This is a genomic window from Endozoicomonas sp. G2_2 (assembly GCF_017744135.1).
Classification (GTDB): Bacteria; Pseudomonadota; Gammaproteobacteria; order Nevskiales; family Salinisphaeraceae; genus Salinisphaera.
In genome coordinates, this window is the sequence record NZ_JAGHQU010000006.1 from 211545 (window position 1) to 228009 (window position 16465).

Annotated in this window: 16 protein-coding genes; 4 read left to right on the plus strand and 12 right to left on the minus strand. The window is 66.4% G+C overall.

What is annotated here, in order from left to right; all coding sequences use genetic code 11:
- Positions 1-28 precede the first annotated feature (28 nt).
- The 10 genes from J7355_RS09470 to pcnB all read right to left on the minus strand — a co-directional run bounded on the left by J7355_RS09470 (position 29) and on the right by pcnB (position 10138).
- Positions 29-1480 carry an N-acetylmuramoyl-L-alanine amidase gene (locus tag J7355_RS09470; RefSeq protein ID WP_209061999.1) on the minus strand — a complete coding sequence of 484 codons (1452 nt, stop codon included), beginning with the start codon at positions 1478-1480 and terminating at the stop codon, positions 29-31.
- Positions 1481-1622: 142 nt separating this feature from the next.
- On the minus strand, positions 1623-2087 hold the full coding sequence (gene tsaE, locus J7355_RS09475; RefSeq protein ID WP_209062001.1) for a tRNA (adenosine(37)-N6)-threonylcarbamoyltransferase complex ATPase subunit type 1 TsaE: 465 nt from the start codon (positions 2085-2087) through the stop codon (positions 1623-1625).
- A complete protein-coding gene (locus J7355_RS09480; protein WP_209062002.1) occupies positions 2084-3589 on the minus strand; it encodes an NAD(P)H-hydrate dehydratase in 1506 nt (501 codons plus the stop codon). Before J7355_RS09480 ends, tsaE begins: the two co-directional genes overlap by 4 nt.
- A 57-nt stretch (positions 3590-3646) precedes the next feature.
- The gene (gene pgi / locus J7355_RS09485; protein ID WP_209062004.1) at positions 3647-5275 is read right to left on the minus strand and encodes a glucose-6-phosphate isomerase; all 1629 of its coding nucleotides are present in this window, start codon (positions 5273-5275) and stop codon (positions 3647-3649) included.
- 33 nt (positions 5276-5308) lie between these two features.
- Entirely contained in the window at positions 5309-5689 is a 381-nt protein-coding gene (gene panD, locus J7355_RS09490; protein WP_209062006.1) for an aspartate 1-decarboxylase, read from the minus strand.
- 94 nt (positions 5690-5783) lie between these two features.
- Positions 5784-6629 carry a pantoate--beta-alanine ligase gene (panC, locus tag J7355_RS09495; protein WP_209062008.1) on the minus strand — a complete coding sequence of 282 codons (846 nt, stop codon included), beginning with the start codon at positions 6627-6629 and terminating at the stop codon, positions 5784-5786.
- A gap of 11 nt (positions 6630-6640) precedes the next feature.
- Positions 6641-7474 (minus strand): 3-methyl-2-oxobutanoate hydroxymethyltransferase, encoded by an 834-nt coding sequence (panB, locus tag J7355_RS09500; protein ID WP_209062010.1) that lies wholly within the window; start codon positions 7472-7474, stop codon positions 6641-6643.
- 18 nt (positions 7475-7492) lie between these two features.
- Complete coding sequence (locus J7355_RS09505) at positions 7493-8137, minus strand: deoxynucleoside kinase (RefSeq protein ID WP_209062012.1); 645 nt, start codon at positions 8135-8137, stop codon at positions 7493-7495.
- Complete coding sequence (folK, locus tag J7355_RS09510) at positions 8134-8646, minus strand: 2-amino-4-hydroxy-6-hydroxymethyldihydropteridine diphosphokinase (RefSeq protein ID WP_209062014.1); 513 nt, start codon at positions 8644-8646, stop codon at positions 8134-8136. Before folK ends, J7355_RS09505 begins: the two co-directional genes overlap by 4 nt.
- A gap of 49 nt (positions 8647-8695) precedes the next feature.
- On the minus strand, positions 8696-10138 hold the full coding sequence (gene pcnB, locus J7355_RS09515; protein ID WP_348523021.1) for a polynucleotide adenylyltransferase PcnB: 1443 nt from the start codon (positions 10136-10138) through the stop codon (positions 8696-8698).
- Between pcnB and J7355_RS09520 the strand changes: the two genes are divergently transcribed.
- Together J7355_RS09520 and J7355_RS09525 are read left to right on the plus strand one after the other, a co-directional pair.
- The gene (locus tag J7355_RS09520; RefSeq protein ID WP_209062016.1) at positions 10112-11617 is read left to right on the plus strand and encodes an amidase; all 1506 of its coding nucleotides are present in this window, start codon (positions 10112-10114) and stop codon (positions 11615-11617) included. The two genes, pcnB and J7355_RS09520, sit on opposite strands and share 27 nt — an antisense overlap.
- 1 nt (position 11618) lies before the next feature.
- Positions 11619-12044: an RDD family protein gene (locus J7355_RS09525; RefSeq protein ID WP_209062018.1), complete on the plus strand. Its 426-nt coding sequence runs from the start codon at positions 11619-11621 to the stop codon at positions 12042-12044.
- 25 nt (positions 12045-12069) lie between these two features.
- On the opposite strand, the gene lptG is transcribed toward J7355_RS09525, so the two are convergent.
- On the minus strand, positions 12070-13134 hold the full coding sequence (gene lptG, locus J7355_RS09530) for an LPS export ABC transporter permease LptG (protein WP_209062020.1): 1065 nt from the start codon (positions 13132-13134) through the stop codon (positions 12070-12072).
- Positions 13131-14231: an LPS export ABC transporter permease LptF gene (lptF, locus tag J7355_RS09535; protein WP_209062022.1), complete on the minus strand. Its 1101-nt coding sequence runs from the start codon at positions 14229-14231 to the stop codon at positions 13131-13133. The genes lptG and lptF overlap by 4 nt, the downstream gene beginning before the upstream one ends.
- 205 nt (positions 14232-14436) lie before the next feature.
- Between lptF and J7355_RS09540 the strand changes: the two genes are divergently transcribed.
- Positions 14437-15942, plus strand: coding sequence for a leucyl aminopeptidase (locus J7355_RS09540; protein ID WP_209062024.1), 1506 nt, complete (start codon positions 14437-14439; stop codon positions 15940-15942).
- Positions 15943-15959: 17 nt separating this feature from the next.
- The gene (locus J7355_RS09545; protein ID WP_209062026.1) at positions 15960-16394 is read left to right on the plus strand and encodes a DNA polymerase III subunit chi; all 435 of its coding nucleotides are present in this window, start codon (positions 15960-15962) and stop codon (positions 16392-16394) included.
- The last annotated feature ends 71 nt before the right edge of the window (positions 16395-16465 follow it).

Sequence of the window (16465 nt, forward strand, 5' to 3'; positions counted from 1 at the left end):
AAACACCCGCGCTAGACAGACCTGCAGTCTAGCGCAGACCGGCGACCTGCTGGTTGCCCGGCGACGGAATCTGCAGCTCGGCGCCGACCCGAATGGTGTTGCTGTCGAGGCCGTTCGCGCTGCGCAGACTGCTCAGACTCACACCATACTGCTGCGCGATCTCGGAAAGCGTCTCGCCGCGACGCACGGTATGCACCTGTGCCTTGGCGATGAACGTGGCCGGCCGATAGCTGGCGAAATAGCCCTTGATCCCGCGCAGCATCGCCGCCGCGAGCTTGTTCTGGTGGCTGGCCGTGTTGAGTTTGCGCTCTTCGTCGGGCGTGGAGATGAACGCGGTCTCGACCAGGAACGACGGAATATCCGGCGACTTCAGCACCATGAAACCGGCCTGCTGCACCTTGGCCTTGTGCAACGGGCCGAGCCCGTCGAGCTCCTGCAGCACGCGGCCGCCGGCATCGAGACTGGCTTCAATGCTCGCGCTCTGCGACAGATCCAGCATGAACGAGGCGAGGCTGTCGTCCTTGTCCTTGAGGCTGACGCCGCCCACCAGATCGGACGCGTTCTCGCGGCGTGCCAGCCAGCGCGCGTGCTCACTCGTCGCCCCGTGGTGCGACAGCGCATAGACCGACGAACCCTTGGCATAGACGCCGCGCGGCGCGGCATCCGCGTGGATCGAAATGAACAGATCCGCCTTGGCCTTGCGCGCTTCGACCATGCGCTGTCGCAGGCCGATGTAGGTGTCCGAATCGCGGGTCAGTACACCGCGCATGTTCGGCTGATCGTCGACCATGTTCTTCAGTCGCCGCGCGATCTGCAGCACGACGTCCTTCTCGCGCGTGCCGTTCTTGCCCAACGCGCCCGGATCCTTGCCGCCGTGTCCGGCATCGATCACGATCACGATCTCGCGCGATGAAGGCCGCTGCGGCGTCCGAGCCACGGGCTCGGCGCGCGCCGGCTGGCGGCTCGGCGCTTCCGAGGCCTGCGCCATCGCGTTGGCATTGGCGTTGGCCGTGTTGGCCCCGTCATGACCCTCGGTGCTGTCGTTGCGCTGACTTTTCGCCATGCGCTGCACCGGCGTCTTGTCGCTCGGCTTGAGATCGACCACGAGCCGGTAGCCGTGCTCCGCGTCGGGCTCGAGCATGAAGCTCTTGGGGTCAACATGGCCGGCCAGATCCAGCACCACGCGCAGATCGGTGCGATCCCGAACGCCGGTGCGTACCCGCTTGACCAGTCCACTGCCGTCGATGTTGCCGCTCAGCGCAGATACGGAGCGCGCATCCGGCAAATCGACGACCAGCCGCAGCGGGTTGTCGATCATGAACAGATCCGGCTCGGTCGGCCCGCCCAGGTCGAACACGACTCGCGTCTTGTCGGACGACGCCCACAGGCGCACGTCCTTGAGCGTGGCCTGTTTCGCCACGGCCACGCTACTCAGGCACAGAAGCAGCCCGATAACCAGCCATTGCAAGCTCGCGCGCATAGATTCGCCGCCTTGACCTTCGAGAGACTAGAAATTCCCCAGTTCGGAGACTAGCGGCGGTTTTTTCGCGTGGCAACTATTTTTTATCAATCAAAACAGAGTATAGGCGCTGCCTCTTTCATATCTACTTGAAAGAATAGGCCTATGTGGTTTCAAAAAGCGTCTCCAGAAAGCGCTTTCCCGCATCCGAATAGGCGCTTGCATGCGCTTTTCGGCCCCTCCCCGCGTAAGCGATCTCGATTTCCAGGTCCAGGCCGGGCAGAAAGCCCGTGCCGCGCTCGGCCCACTCCACGAACACCCAGTCGCGACGGGTATCGATCTCGCGCACGCCGAGAAATTCAAGCTCTTCGGGATCACCCAGCCGGTACAGATCCAGGTGATACAGCGTTCTGGATTCGAACGCATAGGGCTCGACGAGCGTATAGCTGGGGGACACCACGTGTCCGCGGTGGCCGAGCGCCTGGATCACGGCACGCGCAAGCGCGGTCTTGCCGGCACCGAGTTCGCCGGCCAGCGATACGACGAGGCCGGCGTCGAACACGCCGAGTGCAGCGGCGATTCGCCGCCCGAAGTCGTCGGTCGCGGCGGCATCGGCCAGCGTGGTCATGGCCGTCCCGGATTGACGAAGTGGCGGATCGAGTCCAGCAGATCGGTCGGCAACAGCCCGCGTTCGCCGGCCTGCGCCGCAGCCCGGTCGCCGGCCCGGGCGTGAACATACACGCCAAGACTTGCGGCCTGGCCGAGACTCAGCCCCTGCCCGGCCAGCGCACCGATTACGCCCGTCAACAGATCGCCCATGCCACCGACCGCCATGCCGGGATTGCCGTCCGTACACAGCCAGAGTTCATCCGGGGTGGCGATCAGACTGCCCGCCCCCTTGAGCACGACCACCGCGTCGTAGCGTTCGGCCATCGCACGCGCTGACGCAACCCGGTCGTCGACGATCTCGACCGTAGCCTGGCCCAGCAGCCGGCCGGCCTCGCCCGGATGCGGCGTAAGCACCCAGTTGCCGCGCCGGCTGTTCTCGCGGGCCAGACGGTTGAGCGCGTCTGCATCCACGATCACCGGCTTGTCGCTGTCGATTACCTGACGCCAGAGATTGTCTGCCCAGCTGTCGCTGCCCAGACCCGGACCGATCGCGATCACATCGGCGGCCGCGATCATGTCGCCGATATCCGCATCCGCGGTCGCCGCGCGGCACATCAGCTCGGGGCGCGCCTGGCTCATGGCCCCGGCATGATCGCCGTGACAGACCACGCTGACCAGGCCGGCGCCACTGCGCAGCGCGGCTTCCGCGCTCATGCGAATGGCACCGCCCATGCCGCGATTGCCGCCCACACACAGCAGGTGCCCGTTCTGGCCCTTGTGCTGATTACGCGACCGCGGACGCAACGCCTTGCGCAGCGTGCGGTGCGTCAGCCGCCGGGCGACATAGGGCTGATCCGCATACAACGCATCGGGCGCATCCAGCGTGCTGAAGGCGATATCGCCACAGTGCGCCGGCCCCTGGCCGGTCAGCATGCCGAGCTTGAGGCCGATGAACGTGGCCGTGGCATCCGCCTGAACCGCGTGTGCCCACACGTGGCCAGTGCCGGAATCAATCCCGGATGCGATATCCACGGAAAGCACCCCGGCGCCGTGATCGCGTGCGTCGTTGATACGGGCGATGGCTTGCGCGAAGCGCCCCTCGACATCCCGATTGAGGCCGGTACCCAGCAGCGCATCGACGACCACGTCCGCATCGATCGGGGCGTCTTCAAAAGGCGCGATGCTGCCGCCGGTATCGAGAAAATGATCGCGCGCCCTGGCCGCGTCGCCGCTGTAGCTGTCGGCATCGACGAGGCCGACCACGCGCACGCGCCAGCCCCCTTCCTGCGCCAAACGCGCGACGAGCAGACCGTCGGCGCCGTTGTTGCCCGGCCCGCAGAACACGCAGAGCGTGCCGGGCATCGCCCAGACGTGGGCGAGCTCGGCGTATGCGGCACGCGCGGCGCGCTGCATGAGTTCGAAGCCGTCGACCTCGAACGTGTCGATGAAGCGCCGGTCCAGGGCGGCGACCTGTGCGCCGTCGTAGACCTTCTCGGGCAGGTATTCGCTGGATTCACTCATGGCGCCATTCTAGGGGCGCAGCGCTGATCCTGCGACGCCCGACGACCGCGTCGGCAGCTATTCGTCGGGCTGCGCCCAGGCGCGGCGCACGCGCGCCAGCAATGCGGCGGTCGAGGCATCGTGTTCGACCGATTCGACGCGCCCTTCGAGCTCGCCGAGCAGCTGGCCGGCCATGGTCTTGCCCAGCTCCACGCCCCACTGGTCGAAGCTGTTGATGTTCCAGACCACGCCCTGCACGAACACCTTGTGCTCGTATGCCGCCAACAGTGCGCCGAGGTGATGGGCATCGAGCCGATCCATGAGGATCATCGAACTCGGGCGATTGCCGTCGAAACGGCGCGCCGCCAGGCGCTGCTCGAGCGCCCATCCGCTGAGTCCCTCGGCGGTGAGTTCGTCGACCAGCGCGTTGGTGTCGCGCCCGGTCATCAACGCCTCGGCCTGGGCGATGCAGTTGGCAATGCGCTGGCGCTCGCGCTCGTCATTCGACGCCTCGGCGTCGGACAGCGGCAGGACAAAATCCACGTCCGCTGCCAGCACGCCCTGATGGAGCATCTGGAAGAAGGCGTGCTGGGCGTTGGTGCCTACGCTGCCCCAGACCGTGGGCACGGTTTCGACGCGGCTCGCCTCCCCGTCGCGGGTGACCGACTTGCCGTTGCTCTCCATCTCCAGCTGCTGAAGAAAAGCGGGCAAGGCCACCAGCCGTTGTGCGTACGGCACGACGACATGGCTGGGCAGGCCGAGGAAGTTGTTGTTCCACACGCCGATCAGCGCCAGCGCCGCCGGCAGGTTCTCGCCGAGGGGCGCATTCTGGAAGTGCTCGTCCATGGCATGCGCGCCGGCAAGCATGTCCTCGAACACGTCCATGCCGAGCCCGAGCGCGATGGAGATACCCACGGCAGACCAGAGCGAGAAACGCCCGCCGACCCAGTCCCAGAAACCGAACATGCGCTCGATGCCGAACGCGCGCACGGCCTCGCGATTCGTCGAGACGGCAACGAAATGCTTGGAGATGTCCGCCTCGTCGGCGCCATTGTCCAGCAGCCACTGGCGTGCGACCGAGGCGTTCGCCAGCGTTTCCGCAGTGCCGAACGACTTCGAAGTCACGATGAACAGGGTGCGCTCGGGATCCATCCGGATGAGCGTGTCGTCGAGATCCGCGGGGTCGACGTTGGCAACGAAATGACAGTGGATTCGCTGACGAAGCTGCGCCAGCGCATCGCAGATCAGGCGCGGCCCCAGATCGGAGCCGCCGATACCGATATTCACCACATCGCTGATCGGCGCGCCGGTGTACCCCACCCAGCGGCCGCGGCGCACATCGTCCACGAAGGCTGCCATCTCGGCGCGCACTTCGTGCACTTCGTCGTGCAGCGGCGCGTCGGCCGGCCGGCGCAGCGCCATGTGCCAGGCTGCGCGCCCTTCGCTGTTGTTGATCGGCGCCCCGGCGAACAGCGCCTCGCGTGCGGCATCGAACTGCTGCGCGTCGGCGAGCCGGCCGAGCGCGTCCATTACCGCCTGGTCGACCCGCTGCTTGGAATAGTCGAGCGTGATGCCCGCCGCCGAGAGCGTGAAACGCTCGGCGCGCTGCGGATCATGCGCGAACATCGAATCCACACGCGCACGGTTCATCTGCGCGGCGAGCCGGCCTAGATCGCGCCAGGCGGGCTTCTGGCGAATATCGGTCACGAGTTGCGGTTCACCCGGGGGTGTGCGTCGACGTCAGGCCGCCTGCACCGGGATGGCGTTGCGCGTATGCGTGACGTGGTTGTTCTCGTCGAGATACACGAGCCGCGGCTTGTGGGCCTGCGCCTCGCCCTCGGGCATGCGCGCATAGGCACAGATGATCAGCCGGTCGCCGGGGCTGGCCTTGTGGGCCGCCGCGCCGTTGACCGAAATCACCCGCGAGCCGCTTTCAGCGCTGATCGCATAGGTCGAGAAGCGTTCGCCGTTGGTGACGTTGTAGATCTCGATCTGTTCATAGGCAAAGATGCCGGCCGCGTCGAGCAGATCGGAGTCGATCGCGCAGGAACCTTCGTAGTCGAGTTCGGCGTGCGTCGTGCAGGCACGATGCAATTTTGCTTTGAGAAGCGTCACTTGCATGACTGGACCCTGTTAAGCCAAAGCGGAAAATTCCGGGCAAGCGTAACCAAAAATGCACTTTGAGACCACTGTCCGCCGATGAATTCGGCGTCGATCAGGTGCGCGGCTCGGGCACCGGCACGTTGTCGAGCAGCCGTGCCTTGCCGAGAAATGCGGCCGCCAGCACGCGGAATTCCGTCATCTCGGCGCTGGGCACCTGGAGCGCCGGCCCACGAATCTCGAAGTAGTCCGGCTCGAAGCCGGCATCGGCCAGACGCGCCCAGCCGCGGGCTTCGAGTCCGGCGAAATCCCGCTCGCCGGCCTCGAGGCGCTCACGGCAGTCGGCCAGTGCGGCCGCCAGCGTGGGCGCACGTCGCCGCGCGTCCTCGTCTAGGTACTGATTGCGCGACGAGCGCGCCAAGCCGTCCGCTTCACGCACGGTCGGCACGCCGACGATGCGGACCCCCATGCACAGATCCTCGACCATGCGCCGAATCACCGCCAGTTGCTGGAAGTCCTTCTCGCCGAAGAACGCACGATCCGGACACACGAGGTTGAGCAGTTTGGTCACGATCGTCGCCACGCCCTCGAAATGGCCGGGGCGGCGACTGCCGCAAAGCATGTCGGTGATGCCCCGCACCCGCACCGTCGTGGCGGTTTCACCGCCATGCGGATACATCTGCGCGACGCTGGGGGCGAAAACCGCATCCACGCCCGCGTTCTCGAGCGCGGCGATGTCGGCGTCGAGCGTGCGGGGGTAGCTGTCCAGATCCTCGCCGGGGCCGAACTGCAGCGGGTTGACGAATATGCTGACCACGACACGATCACAGGCGTCGCGCGCCGCGTTGACCAGCGCCATGTGGCCAGCGTGGAGATTGCCCATCGTCGGCACCAGCCCGATCGTACCGGCACCTTGTGCGCGCCAGGCTTTCAGATCGTCGGCAGTGTGGAGCGTTCGCATGGCGCGCCGACTCAGGAAAAGGCGTGTTCGGCGCCCGGATAGGCGCGGCTTTTCACCTCGGCGACATAGTCCGCCACGGCGGCATCCAGCGTGGCCGCGCCGTCCATGTAGTTCTTGACGAACCGCGGCTTGCGCCCGGGCGACAGGCCAAGGATGTCGTAAATGACCAGAATCTGGCCGTCCGTGTCCGGCCCGGCGCCAATGCCGATCACCGGCACTTTGGCGTTCGCCGTGATTTCGGCGCCCAGCTCGGAGGGCACACACTCCAGCAGGATCATATCCGCGCCGGATTCCTCCAGCAGCTTGGCGTCGCGGATCATGGTCTCGGCGGCATCGCCGCGGCCCTGGACCTTGAACCCGCCCATCTTGTGCACCAGCTGCGGCTGCAGACCGATATGCGCACACACCGGCACGCCGCGCATGCTCAGATGCTCGATGGTGTTGGCCTGAATCTCGCCGCCTTCAAACTTGACCATTTGGGCCGCGCCCTCGCCCATCAGCCGGCGCGAGGTTTCGAGCGCGTCGTGCTTGGTCGCATAGGACAGAAACGGCAGATCGGTCATCAGAAACGCCCGATCCAGGCCTGCCGCGGTGATACGGCTGTGGTAGACCATGTCGTTGACCGTCACCGGCACGGTCGTCGAGGCACCCTGCACCACCATGCCCAGCGAATCCCCCACCAGCACCACGTCCACGCCGGCGCGGTCCTCGAGCGCGGCGAAGCTGGCGTCATAGGCGGTCAGGCAGGCGATCTTCTCGCCTTCGGCCTTCATGCGGGCCAGATCGGAGATTGTGACGGGCTTGGCGTCACGCTGCTGCAGGTGCGGATAGGGACTGGTGTTCATGGCGCGCGACTATACCATTTAGTCTAATACCGGATCGCCACCGCCGAGCGTCACCCGTCGCCGATCGCTTTCCAGCGCGGTAAGAAGCGCCTCGTAGTCGCGATCTTCGGCGACGAGATCCAGCGCCGCGGCGTCCACTGTGATCAGTCGGCTGCTGTCGAACGCGGCGAAAAAGTCGCGGTACGCGGCGACCACCGAGGCCAGGTACTCGGGCGTGAGCGGGCGCTCCGCCACCCGGTCGCGCTGGGCGATCCGGCGCATGAGCACGTCCACGGGCGCATCGAGATAGATCACGCAGTCGGGCATGGGCGCCTGCCACGACAGACGCGCGTAGATCTCCTCGTAGAGCGCCAGTTCCGGGCCCGAGAGCGTGAGCCGGGCGAACAGCGGGTCCTTGTCGAACATGAAATCGGCCACGCAGCCGCCATCGAATAGATCGGCCTGGCGCAGCGCGTCGATCTGGCGCGCCCGCTGCAGCAGAAACGACAGCTGGGCCGCCAGCGCATTCGCGGCCGGATTGTCGTAGAAGGCCGCGAGAAACGGATTTTCCTCCGGCGCTTCGGGCAGCTGCTGTGCACCGAGCGTCGCGGCGAGACGCTGGCACAACGTGCTCTTGCCAACACCAATCGGCCCTTCGATCGCGATATAGGCACCCGCTTTCATGCCTGCGCCCATACCTGCGTCCAGGGTTCGACGCCAACCTGGCCGACGCGGTCGAGCAGATCGGCCACCCGGCCGTGGCGGCCCAGCGTCAGCGCGGGCGCGATTTCGGCCAGCGGCACGAGCACGAAGCCGCGCTCGGCGGCACGCGGATGCGGCAGCGTCAGGTCCGGGTCGTCCCGCATGAGGTCGTCGAAAGCCAGCATGTCGATATCCAGCGTACGCGGGCCCCAGCGCACATCGCGTACACGCCCATGCGCCTGCTCGATTCGCTGTGTCGCGACCAGCAGCGCGCGCGCACCAAAAGACACCCGCACGGCAACGCAGGCATTGCAGAACGCGGGCTGATCGGCCGGACCGCCCACCGGCGCCGTGCGATAGAAAGAAGACACCGCCAGCATTTCCGCCCCCGGCGTCGCGGCGAGCGCCTCGACGGCGCCGGAGATGTGTGCCGCCGGCCCGTCCAGATTGCTGCCGAGGCCGAGCCAGGCGACGTGCGCACGCGCGGTCATGCCGGCACCGCTAGATGCGGCGCGTACCTTAATTCGGGCCGGCCCCGGATCAAGCCGATTCGGTACGCCGGCGGCGGCCGCCCCGGCGACGCTTGCGCGCCTTGCCGGGCGCAGACGCGCCGGAACCGGGCGCCGGCGTCGACGGGTCGTTCTGGGCCGTCGTCCACCAGTCGGCCAGTTCCTGCTCCACTTCGCCCACACCGGCCCGCAGCAGCAGAAAATCGTAGGCGGCACGAAAACGCGGATGCGCGATCAGGCGCGACGGCTGCTTGCCGCGGCGGCGATGAAAACGCGGCTGCAAATGCCAGATCTCGCGCATCGGTATCGAAAACCGCTTGGGAATCGCCACCCGCTGGATCTGGCGGCCGACCACATCGCTCTGCGCGCTGGCCAGCGCCGGCGCGGGCGGCATGCCGCCGCGCTCGAGTTCGGCGGCGCGCTCGCGTACCGCCGGCCACAGCAACGCCGCGAACAGAAAGGCCGGCGTGACCGGTTTATCGGCCTCGATGCGGGCTGCGGTATTGGTGATCGCCTGCTCGATCAGCGCTTCGCTGGCGGCCCCGGCGGCCGAGTCGAGCACGGCCGCGGTCTGGTCGAACAGCGGTGTGAACAGCCCGTAATCGCGCAGCATCCGATACACGCGCGGGCCGGCCGGATTCATGAGCAGCTTGAGGACTTCCTCGAACATGCGCGCCGCCGGCACGTCGGCAAGCAGGCCGACCAGTTCGCTTGGCGGCCGCGCGGGCTCGTCGATGGTGAGCCCCAGCTTGGCGGCGATACGCACCGCGCGAATCATGCGCACCGGGTCTTCGCGATAGCGTACCCCCGCATCGCCGATCAGACGCAGGCGACAGGCGGAGACATCATCCATGCCGCCGACATAGTCGTGCACGCAGGCGTCGGCGATGTCGTAATACAGGCCGTTGATGGCGAAATCGCGCCGGCGCGCATCCTCGGCGATCGAGCCGAAGACGTTGTCGCGCAGCACGCGGCCGGCGTCGTCGAGCTCGCGGGTATCGGCCTCAGGCTCGGACGTGCCCGGGTCGGCCCGAAAAGTCGACACCTCGACGATCTCGCGGCCGAAGCGCACATGCGCGATACGAAAACGCCGGCCGATCAGCCGCGCCTTGCGCCCGAAGACCTCGACGACCTGCTCGGGTTCGGCATCCGTGGCGACATCGAAATCCTTGGGCGGCACGCCCAGCAGCAGGTCGCGCACGGCGCCGCCGACCAGGCAGGCGCGATAGCCGGCCGCGTGCAGGCCTTCGAGTGTTTCCAGCGCTCCACGGCTGATCTGCTCGCGCAGGATGCCGTGCTCGTGCGGTTCGATGACGCGTAACTCGTTGATGGTATCGCCCCGATTGAAAAAGGTGGTCTGTTTTGCGCGGTAGTTTACAACGGATGAGCCCGGGACTGGGCCGCGGCTGCTAAGCTCGCCGGCTGGTTCACCTGGCTGCATGAACGCATGGAATACCGCGAATACGTCCGACACGATGCCCTGGGCCTGGCCCGACTGGTGGCCGAACGCCAGGTCACCGCTGCCGAACTCCTAGACACCGCCCGCCAGCGGATGGCGCAGGTCAACCCGTCGCTGAATGCGGTGATCCGCCGCATGGACAGTCAGGCCGACGCGTTCGCCCAAGCGCATGCGAAAAACACCGACGAAAACGGCGGCGCCTTCGCCGGCGTGCCGTTTCTGCTCAAGGATCTGTTCCAGGACTATGCCGGCGTGGAGAGCAGCTACGGCAACGCCGCGCTCAAGCAGGCCGGTTTCAAGCCCGAAGCCCACGCCGAGATCACGCGTCGTTTCATCGCCAGCGGGGTCAACATCTTCGGCAAGACCAACACGCCCGAGTTCGGTGCCAAGGGCGTGACCGAGCCGGAAGCCTTCGGCGTGACCCGCAACCCCTGGAATACCGAACACACCCCGGGCGGCTCGTCGGGCGGCTCGGCGGCGGCGATCGCCGCGGGCATCGTGCCGATGGCCGGCGCCAACGACGGCGGCGGATCGATCCGCATTCCGGCCGCCTGTTGCGGCCTGTTCGGACTCAAGCCGGGACGCGCCCGTGTGCCGGGCGGCCCGGAACGCAGCGACATGATGCACGGCGCATCGGTGGATCATGTGATCACGCGCTCGGTGCGCGACAGTGCCGCCATGCTCGATGCCGTGGCCGGCTACGAACACGGCGCAATCGCCCGCCTGGCCACGCCCGATACGTCCTATCTCGAGGGGATGAGCACGCCGCCGAAAGGGCTGCGTATCGGCGTGCTCGACGAATCGCCGCTGGGTATTGCCTTGCACGCCGAAGCCCACGCAGCGATCAAGACGACAACGAAACTGCTGGAATCGCTCGGCCACCGGGTCGAACGCGCCGCCCCGGCCATCGACGGGCTGCAGCTGGGCCGGGACTTCCTGTCCATGTGGTTCGTCCAGATGACGCTTGCCGTGGACGATATCCGCGCGCGTACCGGTGCCAAGGCCGACGCGTTCGAGATGGATACCCGCGCGATGGCCCACGTCGGCCGTGCGTTCTCGGCGCAGGAGTACATGCAGGCCTTCGGCCGCTGGCAGGGCTATCGCCATGCGCTGGCGGAGTTTCATGCCGAATACGACCTGCTGCTCACGCCCACGCTCGCCAATCCACCGTCGCGAATTGGCGAATCGGCCACGCCGAAATGGCAGCTGATGGCGCTGCGCCCGCTGTTGCACCTGCCCAGCGGACGGGCCCTGATTCGTTCCGGCATCGTCGAACAGATCGCCCGCGAGAACCTGCGACATGTCCCCTTCACCCAGCTGGCCAACCTCACCGGCGTGCCCGCGATGTCGGTTCCGCTGCACATGACCGACAACGGCCTGCCACTGGGCAGCCAGTTCGTCGGCGGCCCGGGCAGCGAGCTGCTGCTGCTCCAGCTCGGCGCGCAGCTCGAACAGGCCGCGCCGTGGTTCGACCGGCTGCCGGAGCTGGGCTGACATGTCGCTGTCGCCCTACCCGGCCGGCCTCGTTCGCCGGCTCGCAGCCGCGGTCTACGACCTGTTTCTGCTCGTCGGTCTCTGGTTGCTCTCGGGCCTGCTGCTGTTGCCGTTTCACGGCGGCCATGCCGTGGACGGCCAGAACCTGTGGGTACGGCTCTATTTCCTGTTCATTCCCTATCTTTTCTTCTCGTGGTTCTGGATGCATGGCGGCCAGACCCTGGGCATGAAGGCGTGGCGGATGCAGCTGCGCAATCACGACGGCGGCCCGGTGCAGTGGCACCAGGCGGTGATCCGCTATATCGCCGCATGGTTCTCCTGGCTGTCGATCGCGGGCATGCTCTGGTGCCTGATCGACAGCCAGCGACGCACCCTGCAGGACATCGCCAGCCGCACGGAACTGGTCGTGCTCCCGCGCGGCGATTGACGCCGTACGCGAACCGCGCTGCTGCTCAGTTCAGGCGCCGCATCCAGACGAAGGTGGCAATCGCCAGCAGCGCTGTCGGCAGGCTCGCAGCCAGCCACGGCGCCACCCCGTAAACCGGGCCGGTCGCCGCCACGATCTCGTTGACGAGAAAGAACACGAGACCGATCAACCCGCCCATGAACAGACGTTGACCGGCGCTGGCGCTGCGCAGCGAACCGAAGGCAAACGGCAGCGCGAACACCACCAGCACCCAGACGGTGATGGGGTTGACGATGTTGCGCCACAGCGCGAGCCGGTAATCCTCGGCGTTGATCTCGTTGCGATCGAGATAACCGATATAACGCCACAGACCGGGCGTCGACAGTTCGCTGGGTTCGGTGACCGCGAGTTCGAGCACGTCCGGGTCGATCTCGACATCCAGCGTGAGCGTCTCCGGTGCGCCGGTTTCTGTGCGGTCGGTCTGGATACGCGTGAACTTCGGGTTGTCGAGCTGGAGCCCGTTGTCGCGCAGCGCGCCGCTCTCGGCCGCCAGCGCCTGTTCCATCTGGCCGGCATCGTTCATGCGGAACACGTCGATACCGGCAATGCGGCCACCCGGCAACGTGCCGTCGATACGCACCACGGTGTTGTCCTGGCGCAACCAGAGCCCGTCTTCGATCGAATCCGCCACCTGGCCGTGGCGGGCCTTGTCGCGAATCGCGTCGGCCGAGCGAACCCCGGCCGGACCCAGATACTCGCCCACGCCGACCGCGAGCAGCGACAGAAGCACCCCGGCTATCGACACCGAGACCGCGAGCCGGCGCATGGATACGCCCGATGCGCGCACCACGATCAGCTCACTACCCGCCGCCAGCGCCCCGAGCGCGAGCAGCGAACCCAGCAAGGCGACCACCGGCAGCACGAGATAGAGATTGCTCGGCAGCTTGAGCAGCACGTACAGGATGACCTGCAGGAAGCCGAAATTGCCGTCGCCGATGTTGTCCGCCTCGCCGATGAATACCGACAACGCCACCAGAGCGCCCACAACGAGGGTGACCACGCCCGTGGCGATCAGAATCGTACGACTGATATAGCGATCGATGATGTTCATGCCGCGGCTCCCCTACGGCGACGCGCGAATACGCCCTGCTCGCGCATGACCATGCCGACCGCCACGGCCAGCACGATCAGGTGCACCCACCACACGCCGAGCACGGCCGGCAGGGTCTCGTCCTCCACGGCCACGGCCGCGAGATGCACGGCGTTGATGTAGATCACATAGACGAGGATGCCCGCGATGACCCGCGCATAGCGGCCCGCGCGTGGCGGCACACGCCCCAGCGGCAGCGCCAGCAAGGTGAGAATCAATATGGATATGGGCACGGAAACGCGCGTCTGCCACTCCGCCGCCGCTTCGGGATCGTCACTCGCCAATAGCGCCGACAGGCTTTGCGTGCCTACATCGCTGCTCGCCTGCCCCCGAGGCGCGGCCAACTGCACGCCATGCTCGGCGAACTGGATCACCCGGTAGTCCGCGCGGCCGGGGTTGCCCTCGTAGCGCCAGCCATCGTCGAGCACGAGCGTCACCTGGCCGGTCTCGTCGTCGGTCTGCTGGCGGGCGCGATCGGCGGTCACGATAGTCTGGCTGGGCTGCCCTTTCTCGTTGTCGCGCTTCACGCGGATGAAGACATTGCGCAGGTTTTCATCGCGATCGCGACTTTCTGCGTAGAACACCGCATCGCCATCGAGAAAGGTTCGAAAACGCCCGGGCGCAAGGGTCTCGAGCACCGTGGTCGCGCCTTCGGCGCCGATGCGCTCCATGGCCTGTTCGGCCTTGGGGGCGGCAAAAATCGACATCGCACCCGCGGCGACAGCGACGATCACCGCGAGGCAGATGAACGGCGCATAGACCGTACGCAGACCCGCACCACCCGCAAAGAGAGCGGCCATCTCGTTATCGCGACACAGCCGACCGAGCGTGAGCAGCACGCCGAGCAATATGGACACCGGAAGCACGATTTCCAGATTTTCGACGAGTTTGAAGACCGCCAGTTCCAGAACCGTGTTGACCGGCAACTCGCCGGCGGCGGCGTCGGCGATGAAACGCGCAAAACCCAGGCCGAGGGTCAGAAACAGCAAAACGCCCGCCACGACGAGCCAGGTGCGGCTGACCTCGGCGAACAGATAGCGAAAGATGACTCTAGTCATGTTTCCGGCCGACCCGTGTTCGAATGGAATACTTCATTATTGGCGGTTGTCGCTGCGGCGGGGATGATTTTTTCGCGCTTTTCTGTAAACTGCGCGGCCTTCGGTCGATACAGCGTAGAGGCACGTACGGCGCGCAACCCTTTCAAGGGCTGAAACTGCCGACGCTTTACGCGGTCTGAAATATTCAGTCTTGCAGGAGCACTCCATGGAATATCTCGTCAAAAGTGGCAGTCCGGAAAAGCAGCGGGTGGGCTGCGTGGTCGTGGGTATCTTCGATCGCCGCAAGCCATCAACGCAAGCTGAAGCCTTGGACAGCGTCAGCGGCGGGCTAATCGCTTCGGTCATGCGCCGCGGCGACATGGACGGCAAACTCGGTCAGACGACCGTGCTGCACGGCCTGGATGATCTGTTCTGCGATCGTATCCTGCTGGTCGGCTGCGGCAAGGAACGGGATTTCAACCCCCGCGCCTATCGCCGCGCCTGCCAGGCCGCCGCCAAGCAACTGGACGGCATGGGCGGCGTCGATGCCGCAATCTACCTCACCGAGCTCAACGTCAAGGGCCGCGACGATTTCGGCTGGCAGGTCAAGCAGGCGCTGCTGACCATCGAGGACACCTTCTATCGCTTCGAAGCCTGCCGCGGGCCGGCCTACGAGAAGCATAGCCGCAAGCTCTCGCGCATTGTCTTCCAGGTACCGCGGCGCTCCGACCTGCCGGCCGCCGAGCGCGGTGTCGACGAAGGCGTCGCCACCGCCAACGGCGTGAAGTTCGCCAAGGACCTCGGCAACATGCCGGGCAACATCTGCACGCCCACCTACCTCGCCGAGCAGGCGCAGTCGCTGTCCGAGCGCCAGAACACCGTCAAGACCAGCGTGCTCGAGGAAGCCGACATGGAAGCGCTGGGCATGGGCGCGCTGCTGGGCGTATCCCGCGGCTCCAGCCAGCCGGCCAAGCTCATCACCATGGAGTACATGAACGGCCCGAAGAACGCCAAGCCGGTCGTGCTCGTCGGCAAGGGCGTGACGTTTGATGCCGGCGGCATCAGCCTCAAGCCGGGTGCGGCCATGGACGAGATGAAGTACGACATGGGCGGTGCCGCCAGCGTGTTCGGCGCGGTCCAGGCCGCGGCCGAACTGGGCCTGCCGATCAATGTCGTGGGCGTAGTCGCGGCCACCGAGAATCTGCCGGACGGCAACGCCTACAAGCCGGGCGACATCCTTACCAGCATGTCCGGCCAGACCATCGAGATCCTGAACACCGACGCCGAGGGCCGTCTGGCCCTGGCCGATGCGCTGACCTACGTCGAGCGCAACTACCAGCCGGATGCCGTGGTCGACATGGCCACCCTCACCGGCGCCTGTGTGGTCGCACTCGGCGCGCATGCCGCCGGTCTGTTCTCCAACAACAGCCCGTTGCGCCGCGGCCTGCGCGATGCCGGCGAGAACGTGGGCGATCGCGCCTGGCCCATGCCGCTGTGGGAGGAATACCAGTCCCAGCTGGATTCCAACTTCGCCGACATGGCGAACGTTGGCGGCAAGCAGGCCGGCGCGGTCACCGCGGCGAGCTTTCTGCACCGCTTCGCACGCAAGCTGCGCTGGGCGCATCTGGACATCGCCGGCGTGGCCTGGAAGTCCGGCGCCGAGAAAGGCGCGACCGGGCGTCCGGTCGGGCTGCTGGTGCAGTATCTGATCGATCGCGCACAGCAGGACTGAAGCGCCGTTCCGTCGCGATGACCGAAGTCTTCTTCTACATCCTGGAAGACACGGCCGCCGATGCGAACATGCGCTTTGCCTGCCGCCTGACCGAGAAGGCGCACGACGGCGGGCACCGCGTCTATCTGCATGCGGCCGACGCGCACCAGGCCGAAGCGCTCGACAACCTGCTCTGGCAGTTCCGCCAGGGCAGTTTCGTGCCGCATGTCACCGCGGCCGGCCTGGCTGCGGACGACGACCTCACCCCGGTCGTGATCGGCACGGGTGAGCCGCCGGCCGGCTTCGACGACGTACTGATCAACGTCGGTGGCGATGTGGGCGGTTTTTTCTCCCGTTTCGCGCGCCACAATGAAGTCGTGCCGCCGGCCGATGTGGATACCGCCCGTTCGCGGTATCGTTTCTACAAGGATCGCGGCTACGCGCTGACCACCCACAAGATCCCGGCCGGCTGAACACGGCGGTTTTCAGCCGGCCTCCTCTTTCAAAACGACAGGCAGGCCCGCAGTGTCGGGCCGAAAGGCAA